Below are 16472 nucleotides of genomic sequence, written 5' to 3'. Positions count from 1 at the left end.
TGCAATTTTAGTAAGCACCCTGAGCAACCATGGAATCAGCTACCTTGACGAAGCCAGCAATGTTTGCACCAGCCATGAGGTCGCCCTTCTTGCCATACTTCTCAGCTGCTGCCAGTGAGCTAGCCACGATATCCTTCATAATAGCGTTGAGCTTAGCGTCAGTTTCTTCGAAGGACCATGACAAGCGGTAAGAGTTCTGGCTCATTTCGAGACCGGAAACTGCTACGCCACCAGCATTTGCTGCCTTTGCAGGGCCATAGAGTACGCCGTTGTTCTGATATACTTCGATTGCTTCTGGAGTAGAAGGCATGTTTGCGCCTTCGCAGACAACGGTGCAACCGTTATCGATGAGAGTCTGTGCGGACTTTCCATCAATTTCATTCTGTGTAGCACATGGCAATGCGATATCGCAAGGAACGCTCCATACGCCAGCGCAGCCCTCATGATATTCCGAGCCAGGAACGCGATCAGCATATTCCTTGATACGACCGCGGTGACCGAGCTTAATGTCCTTTACAACGTCGAGCTGGATACCATTTGGATCGTAGATGTAACCATTGGAATCAGAAGCGGTAACTACCTTTGCGCCAAGTTCTTGAGCCTTTTCAGTAGCGAAGATAGCTACGTTACCAGAGCCAGAAATAACAACGGTCTTGCCGTTAAATGAATCGCCACGAAGCTTATCCATTGCTTCAGCAGTGTAATAGCACAAGCCGTAACCGGTTGCTTCGGTACGAGTCAAAGAGCCACCCCATTCAAGACCCTTACCAGTCAAAACGCCGGTGAACTCATCGCGGATACGCTTGTACTGACCAAAAAGGTAACCGATTTCACGAGCGCCTACGTTGATGTCGCCTGCAGGAACGTCAGTGAATTGACCGATATGGCGCTGGAGCTCTGTCATGAATGCCTGGCAGAAACGCATAACTTCTGCGTCTGACTTGCCCTTAGGGTCGAAGTCTGAGCCGCCCTTGCCGCCACCCATTGGCAAAGTGGTCAAAGAGTTCTTCAAAATTTGCTCGAAGCCGAGGAACTTTACGACGGATTCAGTAACAGTTGGGTGGAAGCGTAAGCCGCCCTTGTATGGTCCAATTGCGCTATTGAACTGGATACGGTATCCACGATTTACCTGAGTCTTGCCTTCGTCATCAACCCAGCATACGCGGAACTTAACAACGCGTTCTGGCTCGATAAAACGTTCGAGAATGCCGTTTGCTTCGTACTGTGGATTTGCTTCAACAACTGGTCCGAGTGTTTCAAAAACCTCGCGAACTGCCTGCAAGAATTCTGGCTGATCGCCGTCACGCTTTTCTGCTTGTGCATATACGCGCTTTAAGTATTCATTTGTAATAGCCATTTTTATCCTCTGTATTATCTGTTCAATTCATTGTCCTAATTTCACAGCGGGGATAGCCTGCTTGTGGCGGGTTCACCGGCGCAATGTTCATTCTCAAGAATATAAAGCATGCTTGTCAAGAAGAGGTATGAAATGTTACGAGTATGAAAACTCCTGTATTTTCAAGGGGTTTGTCACGGTAAAAGTGTTCAAATGCTGAGATAGCTCTCGGCTGACTCGATAGAATCATAGCCGTTTAATCGCACAGTCCACGTGATAATTTCCTCGGTGAGATTAACTTCTTCACTGGCTTTCAGCGTGATAAATTGATCGTATAAGTCGAGGGTTTTATCCGAATATGTGCTTAGCTCTCCACGCAAATACGTTTCAAAACTTGTGGTTTCTTTTGTATCATCTGCAGTATGGAGGACTCGCATATTATCCCCAAGATGAGGATAGTGCTTGTGGAAATCTAAAGCCCATACAAGTTGCATGTTAATAATGCGTTCTTGCTGCTGATGGCGAGCATTCGAGATGCGCAGAAGGTATGGTTCTAAATCCTTATGAAAATAATCTGGCTCAGTAGACTGCATCATCCACGCGTATTTTTCCATGAGAAGATTCCTACCAGAGTTTAAATCTTCGCGATAGCTTTCAAGTAAATCGTAGTTCCATGTTAAAAACTGACTTAAACGCATGATATGGAAAGTTGGCCAATTTCCTTGGCAATTAGCACGACCGCCCTCGTTATTCACGAGCTGGAATTGCTTCCATTCTTGGTTGACGATGTCTTCTGCAATTTCGGGTATGCGAGGATCAGCATATGAATGTGTGTTCGAATTTGAATTCATGAGAGTCCTTTAGAAGATGGTATTGGTTAGATACTGTGAAGGAGCGGACTGGTAGAGTCGATATGCGATTCGACATATGGACGATGCCATTCGAGGAAATCAAAAGTTTGATCAGACAATTTTTGAACATTGAGCTCGCTAACGATACGTTCGCAAATATCGTTCATAATAGTTTGCGCATGGTCGTTCAGTGGGTTCATTGTAAGTTCTTCAAGTAGTGGGCATAAGTCTGCTAGTCGAGCGCCCATGCGTGTACTGAGCTTTCTGAGAGCGGCGAATCGCCATTTATAGTAAGGTGCGTAGCCTACACTGACTGGATTATTGAGTAAGAAAATCAAGGAACTGACATTCATAGCAAATTCGCTGATACATAAGAGCATGGCAGCGCTATCTTTTCGAGCGGCCATGCGAGCGTAATTGTATTGACCAGTCTGCGAAATCATGCCTAAACGCTGGGAAATGAGATACAAACGAATATCATCAGGCATATTTTTAAAACCTTGGCGTCGACTAGAAAATGCGCCGAACGGATCAGCAAATACTGAACCGTTAGTTGCAGCGCAGAGTGTCGATTCATCGAGGTTAAGCCATAGATGTTCCTCGCCGGCTTGCTCGGGCGCGTGGGAAAGTCCGGTAATTGATTCAAAGAAAGAATCAATAGACAAGACACCATCGCGGCCACTGCCTCGAGGGCTAGAAACTGAACGGGAGTATCCCATGAATTCAAATGGCAAAGATGTGTAACGTTCCTGCAGTTTCTTCCCATATGTGGCGAAATCCTCTTCAGTGAGCCATATGCAAAAACGCGGACCGAAGTCATGGTCATGAGAAAGGTCATCGTCAAAACCGTAACATTCCGAGCCATGGCCAACGAGTCCTATGGCCGCGCGCGAGCGAAGAGTAGCGAGCTCTCCACTAAATAGTTGATCGGCGTACTCATCCCAGTAAGCGCGAGAAAGTTCAAGACCGGAAAGCTTTGGATTCTGAATATTTCTGCTATGAGTGTCTGGGCGCTGAGTAGCCGAAATTGAGCTTTCCTGAGCTTGCTGGTCCTGAGCCGCTTGTTCTGCTTGTCCATTCGTTTGTGAGCCGCTTTGCTGAGAAGCAATCGTTTCGCGGACAAGCTGAACGTTTTCGGCAGTTGTCTCGTAATACCCGCTCGATTCCCCATAAAATTTCTTGATAAGTCCCAATGCTTGTTCAAAATAATCTAAAGCTTGCGACAAATTTCCACTTACAAAAAGAGCCTGGGCGTACCCAGCTAGGGCAGACGTGTAATGGGCAGAGGACTGTAAATCTGGATTATTAGTATATATGTCAAGCGCTTGGCGAGTATGATCCACAGCTTGGAGGACATCATCCATTTGTAATTCCAATAATCCGATATTCGTGAGCGTGGTCGCCACGTCGCCATCTTTACTTGCATCCGGCGAGGATAATTGCATAAGCTCAAGCGCACGAATGAGTTGGTCGTGTGCAGATGGGAGATCTCCAGTTTCGCTGAAAAGCATCGAATAATTGTTATATAACGCAGCCTTTTGACGGTCCGTATTTGACAGAGTATGTTCTGCTTCTTTCGCTGCTAATTCGTAAAATTGACGAGCTTTATCGTATATACCAGCTTGGCGGTACGCGGTAGCAACATTGATAAGGATTATGGTGCCTTGCTCAGTATTGATAAGACCGAGGCTATTGCGTAGTTCTAGTGCGCGTTCAGCCAATTTTTGCGCATGATCGTGACGCCCGTGAGAGCGATCAAAGCCTAGAAACTCACTAATTACAGTTAATTCGGCAAATTCATCATGGGAATTAATCGCACCTGCTAGAGCTTCTTCAAGATACGGCAACGCTTGCGTCGAGCCGAGCGCGTGTGCAAATATACGGTCAAGGCCTGCATAGAAATCATCGGCATTGAAACCGGAATTGAAACCAAGCGCATTGTGCTGCGATTTCGAAGACGGTACGGGCTGCTCTAAGTCGTGCGAATTCATAGTTTAATTTTATCAATTGAAGCTGCGCGAAACTGAGAGAACGCCGACGGTAAGAAGGAAAGCCATGTGACATTTGACACACTTGAGTGGGCAGCTTTACGCAGGGGCCTGTGCTTCTTTGAGGTTCTAATAAATTCGGATTTATTAAATTCAGATTTATTAAATTGAGTGGGATAGTTGGCTGTTTTATGCATCTTTTGCGCACAACGGGTCAATTTACTGCTGGAATATGCTGAAGTTGACGATACAAGCGGTCCATTTTGCCCAAAAGGTTGAAAAAATACCGTGTTTTCGAAAAATAAGCAGCGGAACAGGCTACAGAGCGCAATCTCATAAGCAAGTATCTGCAAGCGCGCTCTATAAGTCGTTGTGCGTTAGAGGGTTTAGCTGCGAATTGGTGTGAATACTGCGTATATACTGCGTATATACTGCAAGACAAGCCCCGTACAAATGACAACTTTTCTCACAGAAGAAAGCTGACAGTATGAGCTGTTAGACTAGTGTGCACAATGAAAGAAAGCAGTAATCAAACGAATCAGCATAAGACACGCAAAGCGCACAAATCTCGAACGGTGATATCGAAATTTGGCTCAAGCTCACGCCATAATCAGGCTCGCCAGAGCCGAATCCGCGAGCACAGCCACAATCAGAGTCATGGTAACGTACGAAGCAAGAGTGCTAATACTAATCAAGCTTCACGGACAGTGCCATTCGGGAAAAGCTCCACCCCTGCGAAAGTATCAGGGGTGACAGGCGCGTGGAACTCAATTCGTAGCGCTCGCCAAACCCTTCTTCCGCATCCTATAACGCGTGGTAAGAGGCTGCGTAGGCGTTATATTGTTATGATTATTGCTGCAGTAGCAGCCATTGCCTTTATCGTGGGGTCGCATTTGCGAAATACTTCAGCGACCACGCCTGTGTCTTCAGCTACAAATTCAGCAGCTTCTTCCAAAACAGACAAACAGAGACGTGAAGATGCCATTGCTGCTGCTCGCAAATCTGGGGTATATGGCCAAGATGTGAATAATCTCGTTCTTCAAGCGGTGTCAAGAATTGATAGTTTGGAATCGCACCAAGCAGTGGAAACTGCTGGCTTCCAGATTTCTCAGCAATCGTTAGATGCGTTAAATAACCAGATTAATACCATTCGAAATTCTGGATATTCCATTTCATTTGTTGTCACCGATTTGGCAACGGGTAATACGCTTTCCTATCGTCCGCATTCGCCTCGTTATACCGCGTCCTCTATTAAAGGACCAGTAATTCTTGCTGATTTTGCACAGGGAGCAATCGATTCAGCGAATACTCCTGCGGATGTAGCTCAACAAGTTGAGCAAACTATTACCGTGTCGAATAATGATACGTACGCAAGTCTTGTAGACGAGTTTGGAATGAGTCCATTGAGCAATTGGACATCGGGAGTGAATCTTGATGCGGAAATTGGTTCGACGAAGTACATGTGGCTGTCTTCGGCCGATTTTGCCAAAATGTGGATTCTCGGGTATGACTATTTGTTTGGCAATGATGCGATGAATTCAAAGCCAAACGATAATTATGCTGCGCTGAGAAATGTGCCGCTCAATGATTCCAATAAGGAATGGTTCTCGCGCTATTACACGTATACGGAAAATTCATTCATCAATCAGGCATTGGATAATTTAGTGTATAGCAAAGCCGGATGGATTAATGACGACCAGTATTTCTATGCGCAAAACGATGCCGGAATCGTGAAAAGCGATACGGGAGATTATGTCGTGGCTGTCATGAGTTCAGCATACGGTGAGTACGGCATGCTTGGTTCCTTGGTTAAGCAGTTGGCGACTATTCACGACTCGGAAATGAAGGCACAGTAGTAGTAAGTGCGTTCCAGGCATCAATATTTATTGGGCATTCTGATTGGTTTTTATATCGTACGGAACTCAGGACATCTATCTTCTGAGAAGAACATTTCGACAAAATGTTTTGGGTAAGGCGTTTTGTCGGAAACCTTTTTTGGGAAACCTTTTGGGTAAAACGGGTCGAGTATTGAAGAGTAAAGGCGAGACCTTCGCAAAAATGTGACCTGTTATGCACAAAAGAACGTTCATACGGAGGAATCTTCGAAACTGAAGTTTCTACGTCACAATGATGTAAGCTTGAGCTGTGCAAAAGTCGTGGAAAAGGCAGATAACACGTACCGTAGTAGCGATCATGGTCGTCGTTCTAGGGGTTCTTTTGCTGTGCTGGGGAACAGGTTTGCTTCATTTCATACATGTAGACTCTTCACACCACACTCATTCATCCCAGCAAACACACGTGCTCTCAGATCGCTCGAAAGAAGCCCAAACGCGTCAATCTTCACGCGGCAAATTTCAAAAACAAAAAAATCTTAAAAAGCAAACCATCGCTCAAAAGTTTGGAATTACGAGCGACGATTGGCGTCTTGTATTGGTTAATAGAACGCATACCCGTCCAGAGATGAATCCGGCACTGGCACAGATTGATTCGCGCTGTGCAGTTGATTCGCGAATTGCATCAGATTTAGAACAATTTCTTGCGCATGCTCAAAGAATTGATAGAAATGTACATTATATTTCCTGCTATCGCAGTGTCGAATATCAGCATGAGGTTTTTGAGCGATATGTGAATGACGAGATGAGCGCTCATCCTGACTGGTCGCGTGAACAAGCGGAGACGCAGGTGAAAACCTATTCGCAACCGGCGGGAGCATCGGAACATCAAACTGGCCTAGCGGTAGATTTGAGCAGCCAAGAAGAGCTGAATGCTCAAAATCCTGATCTAGCTCGAAAAATTCAGGAAATTGCACCACAATATGGCTTTATCCTACGCTTTCCACAGGGCGGCGAAAAATCTACCGGTGTGGGCTATGAGGATTGGCATTATCGCTATGTGGGTCCGGATATCGCGCGATATATAACGGATCGTGGTTGGACACTGGAAGAGTTCATTAAGCACATTGATGATGTAGCATGATTCTAGATAGAAATATATGGAATAAGCAGCTGTGCATTATGCATCATGATGTGCAATGATCATGATACGCAATCATCATAATGTGCAATGAGGGGAGAAAAATGACTGATTTCAATCGAAAGAGTTTCGAGAACAGCAATGCGAAGGATGCGAAGGACGCGAAGGATAAGAACACGAGCTGGTGGTCCAACGCAGTCGTATATCAGGTTTATCCTCGATCATTCCAAGACTCGAATGGCGACGGAATGGGCGATATCCCTGGAATTACCTCACGTTTGAGCTACCTTGCAGACTTGGGAGTAGATGTTATTTGGCTTTCGCCTGTGTATAAATCTCCTCAAGATGATAACGGGTATGACATCTCTGATTATCAAGATATTGACCCAATGTTTGGAACTCTTGAGGATATGGATGAGTTGCTTGCTCGTGCGCACGAGTTGGGGCTCAAAGTCATTATGGATTTGGTCGTCAACCATACTTCAGATGAACATGCATGGTTTAAAGGCTCTGCCACACGCGATGGGCAGCATGATGATTGGTATATATGGCAAGATCCTCGTGAAGGATTTGTAGGAGGCGAACCGGGCGCTGAGCCAAATAATTGGGGTTCGTACTTCGGTGGTTCTGCGTGGCAATGGGTGCCTGAGCGCGGACAGTATTTCTTCCATCAATTTAGTAAGAAGCAGCCAGACCTCAACTGGGAAAATTCTGACATGCGCCAAGCTGTATATGAGATGATGAACTGGTGGATGGACCGTGGAATCGACGGTTTCCGCATGGATGTTATCTCGCTCATTTCGAAAAAATACGATGAAAATGGTCTTTTGCCTGGGGTAGAGGGATCGTTAATTGAGATGCGAGAGGCTGGTCCTGACGGTTATGTTAATCCTTTTGCTGACTGCTCGGATGGTCCTCGTTTAGACGAATTTTTGAATGAAATGCATCGAGCGGTCTTCGACGGGCGAGACGGCTATCTGACGGTTGGCGAGGCTCCAGGAATTAGTACTGAGCGCGCTGTAACCGTGACCAAACCAGAAAATCGCGAACTCGACATGCTTTTCCTCTTCGAGCACGTGGATATCAATACGTATGGTCCTGGCGGCAAATGGGGAGTTACTGAACAGCCGTTTAGAGATGTGCGACCATGCTTTAAGAAGTACGAATCTATCGCAGAAAATGGCGGATGGACGTCGCTCTTCTTCTGCAATCACGATCAGCCACGTTCAGTGTCGCGCTGGGGTGATGATTCGTCGGAAGAAATGCGTGTACGCTCTGCAAAGGCACTGGCATTAATTTTGCACATGCATAAGGGAACGCCATATATCTATCAAGGCGAAGAACTCGGCATGACCAATGCCGACTATACAACGCTTGATCAGTTTGAAGACCTCGAATCCATCAACATGTATCATCAGCTCGTCGGTGCAGGAGTACTTACTCCTGAGGAAATGATGGCGGGAATCAAACGCGTCGGTCGTGACAATGCGCGTACGCCAATGCAATGGGATGATTCGAAGTATGCGGGGTTCACTGCAGGTAAGGGGGAGAGCGACGGAGCTGGTGTGGATGAGGGCGCTAAGGGAGGTCTCAGCGCCGAGCCATGGCTTGGGGTTAACGCGAATAAAGCAGTAATTAATGCTGCTTCTCAGGTGAATGATAGCGAATCCGTTTGGTCTTTCTATAAGCGACTTATTGAGCTCCGTCATGAGTCTGAGGTCGTGGCGTTAGGCGATTGGAAGGCGATTGACGAAGACTCGCGTGATGTGTATGCGTTTGTGAGAACTCTTGAGACTGGTGATGGAGAGGGTTATGCTGAGGCTGAAAGCGAAGACTCGTCTTCGGCTGAGAAACTTCTCGTATTTGGAAACATGAGCGGTGATGAGGTCGAAATTCCAGAGCAGACTCTGGCGTTGCTTGAAGAGGCAAGGGCGGGCCAAGCTTCCGAGAATGGGCGAGAATGGGATATCGCTATAACGAATGAAACGGATACTGTTTCGCTGAATGAGCAGTTGAGAGCTGGTACTTTGAATCCGTGGACTGCTATGGCTGTGAGGGTGTAGAAGTAAAAGCATGAAAGGTGGGATGCTATAAGTAGTAGCCCACCTTTTATCGTCTTATTCGATTATCCTGGTGTGAGATACGGCTGAGATTCAGAGGTGAGTAAATGGAAGATAATTTTCAATCGAGCTTATTAGAGTCTCTTCAATATGGTTTTATGGATGCGAAGATGCATTCGGATAAGACTTATGCGCCGAGAATCTTGGTTAATAATCCTGATGAAGAACGTTATGTAATCTCGGATATTGATGATGAATTAAGACGCTGTGATGCTTTTTACTTCTCTGTAGCATTCGTCACTCAGTCTGGTATTGGCATGATTAAGACTCAGCTATTTGATCTAGCTGAGCGTGGCATACACGGGAAGATAATCATTTCGCCGTATCTTGATTTTAATGATCCTCTGGCTTTGCGGGAGCTTCTCAAGTTTAAAAATGTTGAAGTGCGTATGTCTCCACCAGAACTACAATTACACGCCAAATATTACATGTTTGAGCGTGGCGGACAGAAAGTAATTATTTCGGGTAGTTCAAATTTAACCGCGAATGCGCTTAAAAAGAATTATGAATGGAATATTAAGCTAACTTCTGCGGAAAATGGAGATATTGTCCATCGTACACAAGAAGAATTTAAACGTGTATGGGATATGTCAGACCCTCTAACTGAGGAACTAATTGATCGATATAACCAAACTCGTAATCCTTCGGCGAAACGATTTTTCGAGCGTGAAGAGACTCGTATAAATACCGAGGGGACTATTATTCCTAATAAGATGCAAGAAGAGGCATTGAAGAGTCTTCAGGAAGCACGCGATGCAGGGCAACGACGTGCTTTAGTGATTAGCGCAACGGGGACGGGGAAGACGTATCTTTCTGCATTTGATGTGAAACAATCACACCTTGAAAGAGTCCTTTTTGTTGTACATCGCGAACAAATACTTAGAAAAGCGCTAAAAAGTTTTCAAAAAGTAATAGGCTTTGACCCGAGTGAAGCATGTATATACAAAAGTGGCTCTGATATCTCAAATAAGAAGTATGTTTTTTCAACGATCCAAACTCTTGAAAGGGATGAAAATCTTCATAGTTTTGATCGGAAACGTTTTGACTATATTTTAGTTGATGAAGTTCATAAATCTTCAGCAAAGACTTATAAAAAAGTTATGGATTACTTTGAGCCACAATTTCTTATGGGGATGACTGCTACTCCTGAACGAACTGATGGGCAAAGCATCTATGAATTATTTGACTATAATGTAGCATACGAAATTCGTTTGAAAGATGCTTTAGACGAGGGCTTATTGTGTCCTTTTATGTACTATGGCGTGACTGATATTGAAATTAACGGGGAACTGCTGAATGACGAAGTAAGTTTTTCTGATTTAGTGTCGGAGGATCGTGTAGATCATATCCTAGAAAAAAATAAACTATTATGGGCATCAAGGCGATACCGTACATGGTTTAATTTTTTGCTCGTGCAAAAAAGAAGCTAAAGAGCTTTCTGAACTTCTTAACCAGCGTGGGTTGAAGACAGTGGCATTAACTGGTGAGGATTCCCAAGAATACCGTGAACAAACTGTAACGAACTTAGAAAATGGGGCAATTGATTACATACTTGTAGTTGATATATTCAATGAAGGTATTGATATTCCATGTATTAATCAAGTAGTCATGCTTCGAAATACGCAATCGAGTATTATATTTGTTCAGCAGCTTGGACGAGGGCTGCGTAAATTCCATTCAAAAGAGTATGTAACGGTGATTGATTTCATTGGTAATTATAAAAATAATTACCTCATTCCTATCGCTTTATTCGGTGATCAGTCGATGAATAAGGATAATTATCGTCGTGATGTTCGCCAACCATTTTCGCTTCAAGGATTGACAACTATCAATTTTGAAAAGATAGCGCGTGACCAGATATTTAAATCGATTAGTAAAGCACCGTACTCAAGTGTTAAGAATTTGGAAGAGATATTTGTAAGTCTTAAAAATCGTCTTGGACGAATTCCTTATCTTTACGATTTTGTTATCAACAAGAGCGTGGAGCCTCTGGTATTCTTCGAAAATAGGGCTTATTTTAGAAGTTATGCAGATGTTATCAATAAATTCAGTGACGAAACAGAAAGAATCGTTCTTTCAGATGTAGAGAAACGTTATTTAGAGTTCGTTACTTTTGAGCTTGCGCCGGGTAAACGCCAACAGGATCTAGTACTTCTTGAATTGCTCGTAAATAATGATGGGATCATATCGGAACAGAGTTGGATTGATACGCTCAATTCAATTGGAGTAAGTACTGACAAAGAAGTGCTTGAGTCTGTAAAACGAGTGCTTGACCTTTCCTTCTTGAAAGCTACTGAGCGCAAACGTTACGGTACGGTGCCCCTAGTGCAGGAGAATGAGGGTAAGTTTTATTTGAATTCTGATGTGATGCGATCTTTGAGTCTTAATAAGAACTATGCAAAGTTGTTTAACGACATTATTGCTGTTGGACGATCGAAGCAAGAAATTTATCCGGAGGTATTTACTATAGGACGTAAATACACGATACGTGATGTTCTTAAACTCCTGAATTTCAAATCAGATGAGCCTATTATGACTGGGTATAAGATCGATAGGTATTCACATAGTTGTCCTGTATTTGTTACTTATAAAAAGAATGAGAATATCAATGAGACGATAAAGTACAAAGATGGGTTTATAGATGAATCCACACTTGGCTGGGAATCAACAGTAGGAAGAAGCTTATCATCAAATGATGTACGTGCAATTACTGACTCTGAAGCTAGCAATTTACGCTTAGAGTTGTATGTCAAGAAGGATGATAATGAAGGTCATGAGTTCTACTATCTTGGTAGAATACATTATGTCTTAGGGAGCGCCGAAGAGATCGTACAAGAAAAGACAGGAAAAGGTCTTGTGCACATGCTTTTCGATCTTGATACACCAGTAGAACCTTCGCTATACCGTTATCTAACCCAGGAGTAAACCCGTGTCACACAAAATCATCAAAGTAGTCGCAGCCGCTATCATGCAAGAAGGCAAAATCTTCTGCGCGCAACGCCCAGTAGATAAAGCGCTTGGCGGATTTTGGGAGTTTCCTGGAGGAAAGATTGAGGAAGGCGAGACCCCTGAGCAGGCATTGGTTCGCGAGATTAAGGAAGAATTCGGCGCAGATATCGAAGTAATCAGTTTTGTTAACGAAGCGTCTTTCGATTATGAGTTCGGTACCGTTGTCATGAAAACTTATCGCGCTCATTTGGTTTCGGGCGAATTGAAATTGCTTGAGCATCAGGATTCATGTTGGCTTGCGCCGAGTGAATTGGGAACTCTAGAATGGGCACCTGTGGACCGTGAGGCCGTTGTACTTTTAAGTGCCGAATGATTTAGGCAGTGCATAAGTCATACAAAACAAAGATCGTAGATCGTTAGTAGATCTTGTGGTTACGCTCCTTTATTTTAAAGGCAGTAATTATTAAGCTCTCCAGAAAGGAAAGGAGAGCTTAGATGACATTTTCGGCTCTAAACGTAGCACAAGCTATTATCCGTAGATATGCAGAGAATATTTTTCTTACGAATTTAACGTTGAATATATTCTTATATTATTCTCAAGTTGAGTCGATTCGACGCTGTGGACATCCGTTGTTCGATGATCCAATTTTTGGTTGGGAAGCAGGTCCTGTAGTTTTCTCTGTCTATGCCGAATTTCGTGAATATGGGCATGAACGAATTCTGAAAAGCACTGACGGTCTCTATTCTGCGGATGATATACAACTCTCGCAGATAATTGATCATGTCATGGAAAAGTATGGTTGGATGACTGTATTTGATTTATTGGAATTCGTACAGCGAGCTAGAAGTGGTTGGGCGATGAGTAAGACGAATAGCGAGATCTGGTCAATAGATTCAGAAGATATTATTACTTCCGATGATGTAAAAGATTATCCGCGATATCGTGGGAGTATAAAAGAATTTATCGATTGTAATAAAAATAAATGGGAGAGTGCGCTCACTCGATTTGGTTCATATTAAATGAAACAAGTTCCCCAACAAAATTGGGCAGATGACTTTTAATCATCTACCCAAATGAGAGAGAAAGAGAAGAAGGGATTAAGTTTTCTTGGGAAACATCTGCTCAGCTTCTGTGTAGTTCCTGTGCGGTGTTCCTTGCGTTGATTTATATGTAACCGTATGAACCTGAATGACACCCCGTAAGCAACCTGAAAGAAAGCTGAGAAGGTCAAATCAACATAAATTTAATGCATAGTCTTATGCAAAAACGTACATGTGCGCAAGAATCATAGCAAAGTTATCACTGGTCTGGCGTTATTGACATCGCCTGCATGCGATATAACTACATGTATGTCTCGCGAAATGAATGAAACTACAGAGAACTCATCTGAATCCTCAATGTCGGCTCCGTTAGCATCTTCGAGCTTGTCCTCGCCATCACAATCAACTTCATTCCCGCCCTCGCGCATCGGCCTCATTATCCTCGTTGGATTAGCAGCGGGTCTTTTATCAGGGTTATTTGGTGTGGGCGGCGGTACGGTGATGGTGCCGGGATTGATGCTGTGTGGTTTTTCGCAACGTCGTTCTTCAGCTACTTCTTTGGCAGCTATGCCCCTTGCTAGTTTGGGAGGAATCGTATCATACTCAATTGCTGGGAACGTTCACTGGGCAATGGGATGTTTCATTATTGTTGGTTCCATCTCTGGGGCACTCATCGGCGCTCGACTACTTCACATTCTTCCTGAAAGAATCTTGCGTTGGGTATTTGTTTTCTTTATTGCGCTGATTATCATTCAACAATTCACGGATACTCCTTCACGCGCGTCTCATGTCGTTCTCACGCCGTGGACGGCATTAGGAATGATTATTTTGGGAATGGTCGCGGGAATTTTGGCGGCATTATTAGGCGTTGGTGGAGGCGCAATTCTTGTGCCAGGTATGAGCGCCGTGTTTGGTGCGAGCGATTTGGTTTCACGTGGAACATCTCTACTGGCAATTATGCCGGGAGCTGTTTCAGGCACGGTGAGCAATATAAAAGCTGGACTCGTAGATATTCGAGCTGCAGCGATTATCGGTGTTATTGCTTTGGTAACCACTCCAATTGGTGGCATTATCGCTAGCGGTCTCACACCACAGATTAACCAATGGGGATTCATTGCGTTCTTAGTAGTTGTACTGATTAAAAGCGTACATTCGGCATTGAAAAAGCGCGTGTAGGAAGGTGCCGTCGCGCTCGCTTGTTTTTTAAAAAAGTCCGAATATGTCGAACTGCCTATAAGCCTCGAATTTATCGTACATAAGAGAAACCTCGCTAGGTGTGCGACCTGGCGAGGTTTGAGAGAGAAAGAGAAGAAGGGATTAAGTTATATTCGTTAGAATCTACCGGCTCAGCTTCTGTGTAGTTCCTGTGCGGTGTTTCTTTCGATGTTCTATATGCAACTGCACGAACCTGAATAACACCCCAGAAGAAACCTGAAAGAAAGCTGGGAATCGCGATTATTACAAGAAGGAACACCGAATTATCGAATATTATGAATATGCAGAAAGCGAGAATATTCATATTTTTTTTGCACTTGCGCCCTTTGTGAGTTTCCAATCGGGCATGCAGAAAAGAACAAAAGGGATACTATGCAAAAAATGCGGATAATAGATTCCTTTTTTGCGTTTATAACAAGATGTCCGGCCCAGCGTAAGATGGTCGTAATCAGCGCCCCTGATAAGAACGTATAAATTTTATTGATAAGCTAATTGACATATATGCGCGTGTTTTGCTTGCATTTATCCACACGCATGTTTAAAGTTACAACCATGACATACACGAGTAACACTTCACAGCACAGCGCATCGGTGATGATGCGTTGCGAAATGTGCTGTCGAATGTGTTGTTGTATGTGTCGCTAAGTTTTAACGTCGATTCGACAGAATAAACGCGCATATAAGGTTCAGTTTATACAGCTCAATGAGTTGTGGAACATTTCCACGTATAATCCAGCACAAAAGATTAGTGTATACGCGTACCCATAAGCGCTCTGACTTTATTCGCACAGTATTCTCGACTTCGGCATATATCAATTTTTAAAACTTACACAAATCCATCCATAGCAAGGAGATACAATGACCACCTCACAGAACGGCCCTCAAGCATCTACACAAGAATCAACGCCAGTGGCAGCTTTCGCTCCACGTCGTCAGGCATTCTATGATATCGCTCGTGGCACGGCAGATCCACAATCAACTCCATACCTCGTCGCTGCTTGGCAGCATCTTATCGGCCATGAATACGGAGTAGACGACTTTGGTCAGGCATACGTCGACTTTGTCAAGAAGTGGGATTGGGATTGGGTAAAAATTAACCCTCGAGCAATATATTATTCAGAAGCATGGGGAAGTACATACGACCCAGAAAATTACGATGGCTACGTTATTCCTCGAAAATTAACTGATGCAGTTCAGCATCCATCCGATCTTGATAAGATTGTTCAACTCAGCATTGATGATGACAATACATTCCGCGAATCATACGAAGCTGCGCGTTTCATTCGTGAAAATTTGCAAGATCGAGCAGTTATTCAGTCCGTATTCTCGCCACTATCTATTATTTTGCAGCTTGCTGACTTGCCACTTTATCCAGGAGACGAGTATGCTACTCCGACGACTACCCGCGAAGAAGTATTTTCCGATCCCGATCGTGTAAAGAAAGCTCTGCTCAACATTGCTCAGACTCTTGCTGATTATGCTGCTCGACTCGTCACACCAGTTGAACGTGGCGGTGCTGGACTCGATGGAATTTTCTACGCGGTAACTGGAACTGTCTCACATGGTTTCTTCAGCCGCGAAGAATACGAAGAATTCTCTAAGCCATATGACGATATTGTACTCAATGCTATTCGAAATGCTAATCCAGATGCGATTGTCCTCCTTCATACCTGCCGCGAGGATTCTCATCCAGAATGGTTTGGAGACAGTGCTGACATTATCCACTGGGACCAGTTCCTGCCTGGAAATCCTGACGTTGACGCGGAAATTGGAGCAGTTCCTGTAGGAGGAGCAAACTTCACAAAGTTTGCAACAGACGAACGCTCTGATGTAGAAGGTGTGCGTACTCAGCTTGAGGAAACGATTGCCGAACGCGAAGGAAAGCCATTCCTGCTCGCTCCAAGTTGTACAGTTCCAACTCCTGCAACCGACGAATCATTGGAAATCCTTGCAAGCTTTAAGAAAGTGTATTAACTATTAACGCGCACAATCCACGATA

Annotated in this window: 12 protein-coding genes; 9 read left to right on the top strand and 3 right to left on the bottom strand. The window is 44.2% G+C overall.

What is annotated here, in order from left to right:
• Positions 1 to 7: 7 nt before the first annotated feature.
• The 3 genes from gdhA to EJ419_RS02935 all read right to left on the bottom strand — a co-directional run bounded on the left by gdhA (position 8) and on the right by EJ419_RS02935 (position 4178).
• The gene (gene gdhA, locus EJ419_RS02945) at positions 8 to 1357 is read right to left on the bottom strand and encodes an NADP-specific glutamate dehydrogenase (protein ID WP_131283443.1); all 1350 of its coding nucleotides are present in this window, start codon (positions 1355 to 1357) and stop codon (positions 8 to 10) included.
• A gap of 188 nt (positions 1358 to 1545) precedes the next feature.
• Positions 1546 to 2187: a DUF4125 family protein gene (locus tag EJ419_RS02940; protein ID WP_131283441.1), complete on the bottom strand. Its 642-nt coding sequence runs from the start codon at positions 2185 to 2187 to the stop codon at positions 1546 to 1548.
• 26 nt (positions 2188 to 2213) lie between these two features.
• The gene (locus EJ419_RS02935; protein ID WP_131283439.1) at positions 2214 to 4178 is read right to left on the bottom strand and encodes a DUF4037 domain-containing protein; all 1965 of its coding nucleotides are present in this window, start codon (positions 4176 to 4178) and stop codon (positions 2214 to 2216) included.
• A gap of 509 nt (positions 4179 to 4687) precedes the next feature.
• Here EJ419_RS02935 and EJ419_RS02930 point away from each other — a divergent pair.
• The 9 genes from EJ419_RS02930 (at position 4688) to EJ419_RS02895 (ending at position 16447) form a co-directional block, all read left to right on the top strand.
• Positions 4688 to 6031, top strand: coding sequence for a serine hydrolase (locus tag EJ419_RS02930; protein ID WP_131283437.1), 1344 nt, complete (start codon positions 4688 to 4690; stop codon positions 6029 to 6031).
• 337 nt (positions 6032 to 6368) lie between these two features.
• Positions 6369 to 7151 (top strand): M15 family metallopeptidase, encoded by a 783-nt coding sequence (locus tag EJ419_RS02925; RefSeq protein WP_131283435.1) that lies wholly within the window; start codon positions 6369 to 6371, stop codon positions 7149 to 7151.
• Between the two features lie 101 nt (positions 7152 to 7252).
• Positions 7253 to 9211 (top strand): alpha-glucosidase, encoded by a 1959-nt coding sequence (locus tag EJ419_RS02920; RefSeq protein WP_131283433.1) that lies wholly within the window; start codon positions 7253 to 7255, stop codon positions 9209 to 9211.
• 104 nt (positions 9212 to 9315) lie between these two features.
• Positions 9316 to 10698, top strand: coding sequence for a DEAD/DEAH box helicase (locus tag EJ419_RS08385; RefSeq protein ID WP_205668810.1), 1383 nt, complete (start codon positions 9316 to 9318; stop codon positions 10696 to 10698).
• Complete coding sequence (locus tag EJ419_RS08380) at positions 10628 to 12193, top strand: DUF3427 domain-containing protein (RefSeq protein WP_338068212.1); 1566 nt, start codon at positions 10628 to 10630, stop codon at positions 12191 to 12193. Before EJ419_RS08385 ends, EJ419_RS08380 begins: the two co-directional genes overlap by 71 nt.
• Positions 12194 to 12197: 4 nt before the next feature.
• Positions 12198 to 12590, top strand: a complete 393-nt coding sequence (locus tag EJ419_RS02910) for a (deoxy)nucleoside triphosphate pyrophosphohydrolase (protein WP_131283431.1) — start codon at positions 12198 to 12200, stop codon at positions 12588 to 12590.
• Between the two features lie 122 nt (positions 12591 to 12712).
• Positions 12713 to 13237: a Panacea domain-containing protein gene (locus tag EJ419_RS02905; RefSeq protein ID WP_131283429.1), complete on the top strand. Its 525-nt coding sequence runs from the start codon at positions 12713 to 12715 to the stop codon at positions 13235 to 13237.
• Positions 13238 to 13492: 255 nt separating this feature from the next.
• Positions 13493 to 14434 (top strand): sulfite exporter TauE/SafE family protein, encoded by a 942-nt coding sequence (locus tag EJ419_RS02900; RefSeq protein WP_165496211.1) that lies wholly within the window; start codon positions 13493 to 13495, stop codon positions 14432 to 14434.
• Between the two features lie 897 nt (positions 14435 to 15331).
• Complete coding sequence (locus EJ419_RS02895; protein ID WP_131283425.1) at positions 15332 to 16447, top strand: uroporphyrinogen decarboxylase family protein; 1116 nt, start codon at positions 15332 to 15334, stop codon at positions 16445 to 16447.
• Positions 16448 to 16472 lie beyond the last annotated feature (25 nt).

Source organism: Alloscardovia theropitheci, assembly GCF_004332295.1.
Lineage (GTDB): Bacteria > Actinomycetota > Actinomycetes > Actinomycetales > Bifidobacteriaceae > Alloscardovia > Alloscardovia theropitheci.
This window is presented reverse-complemented; position numbering and strand designations above follow the sequence as displayed.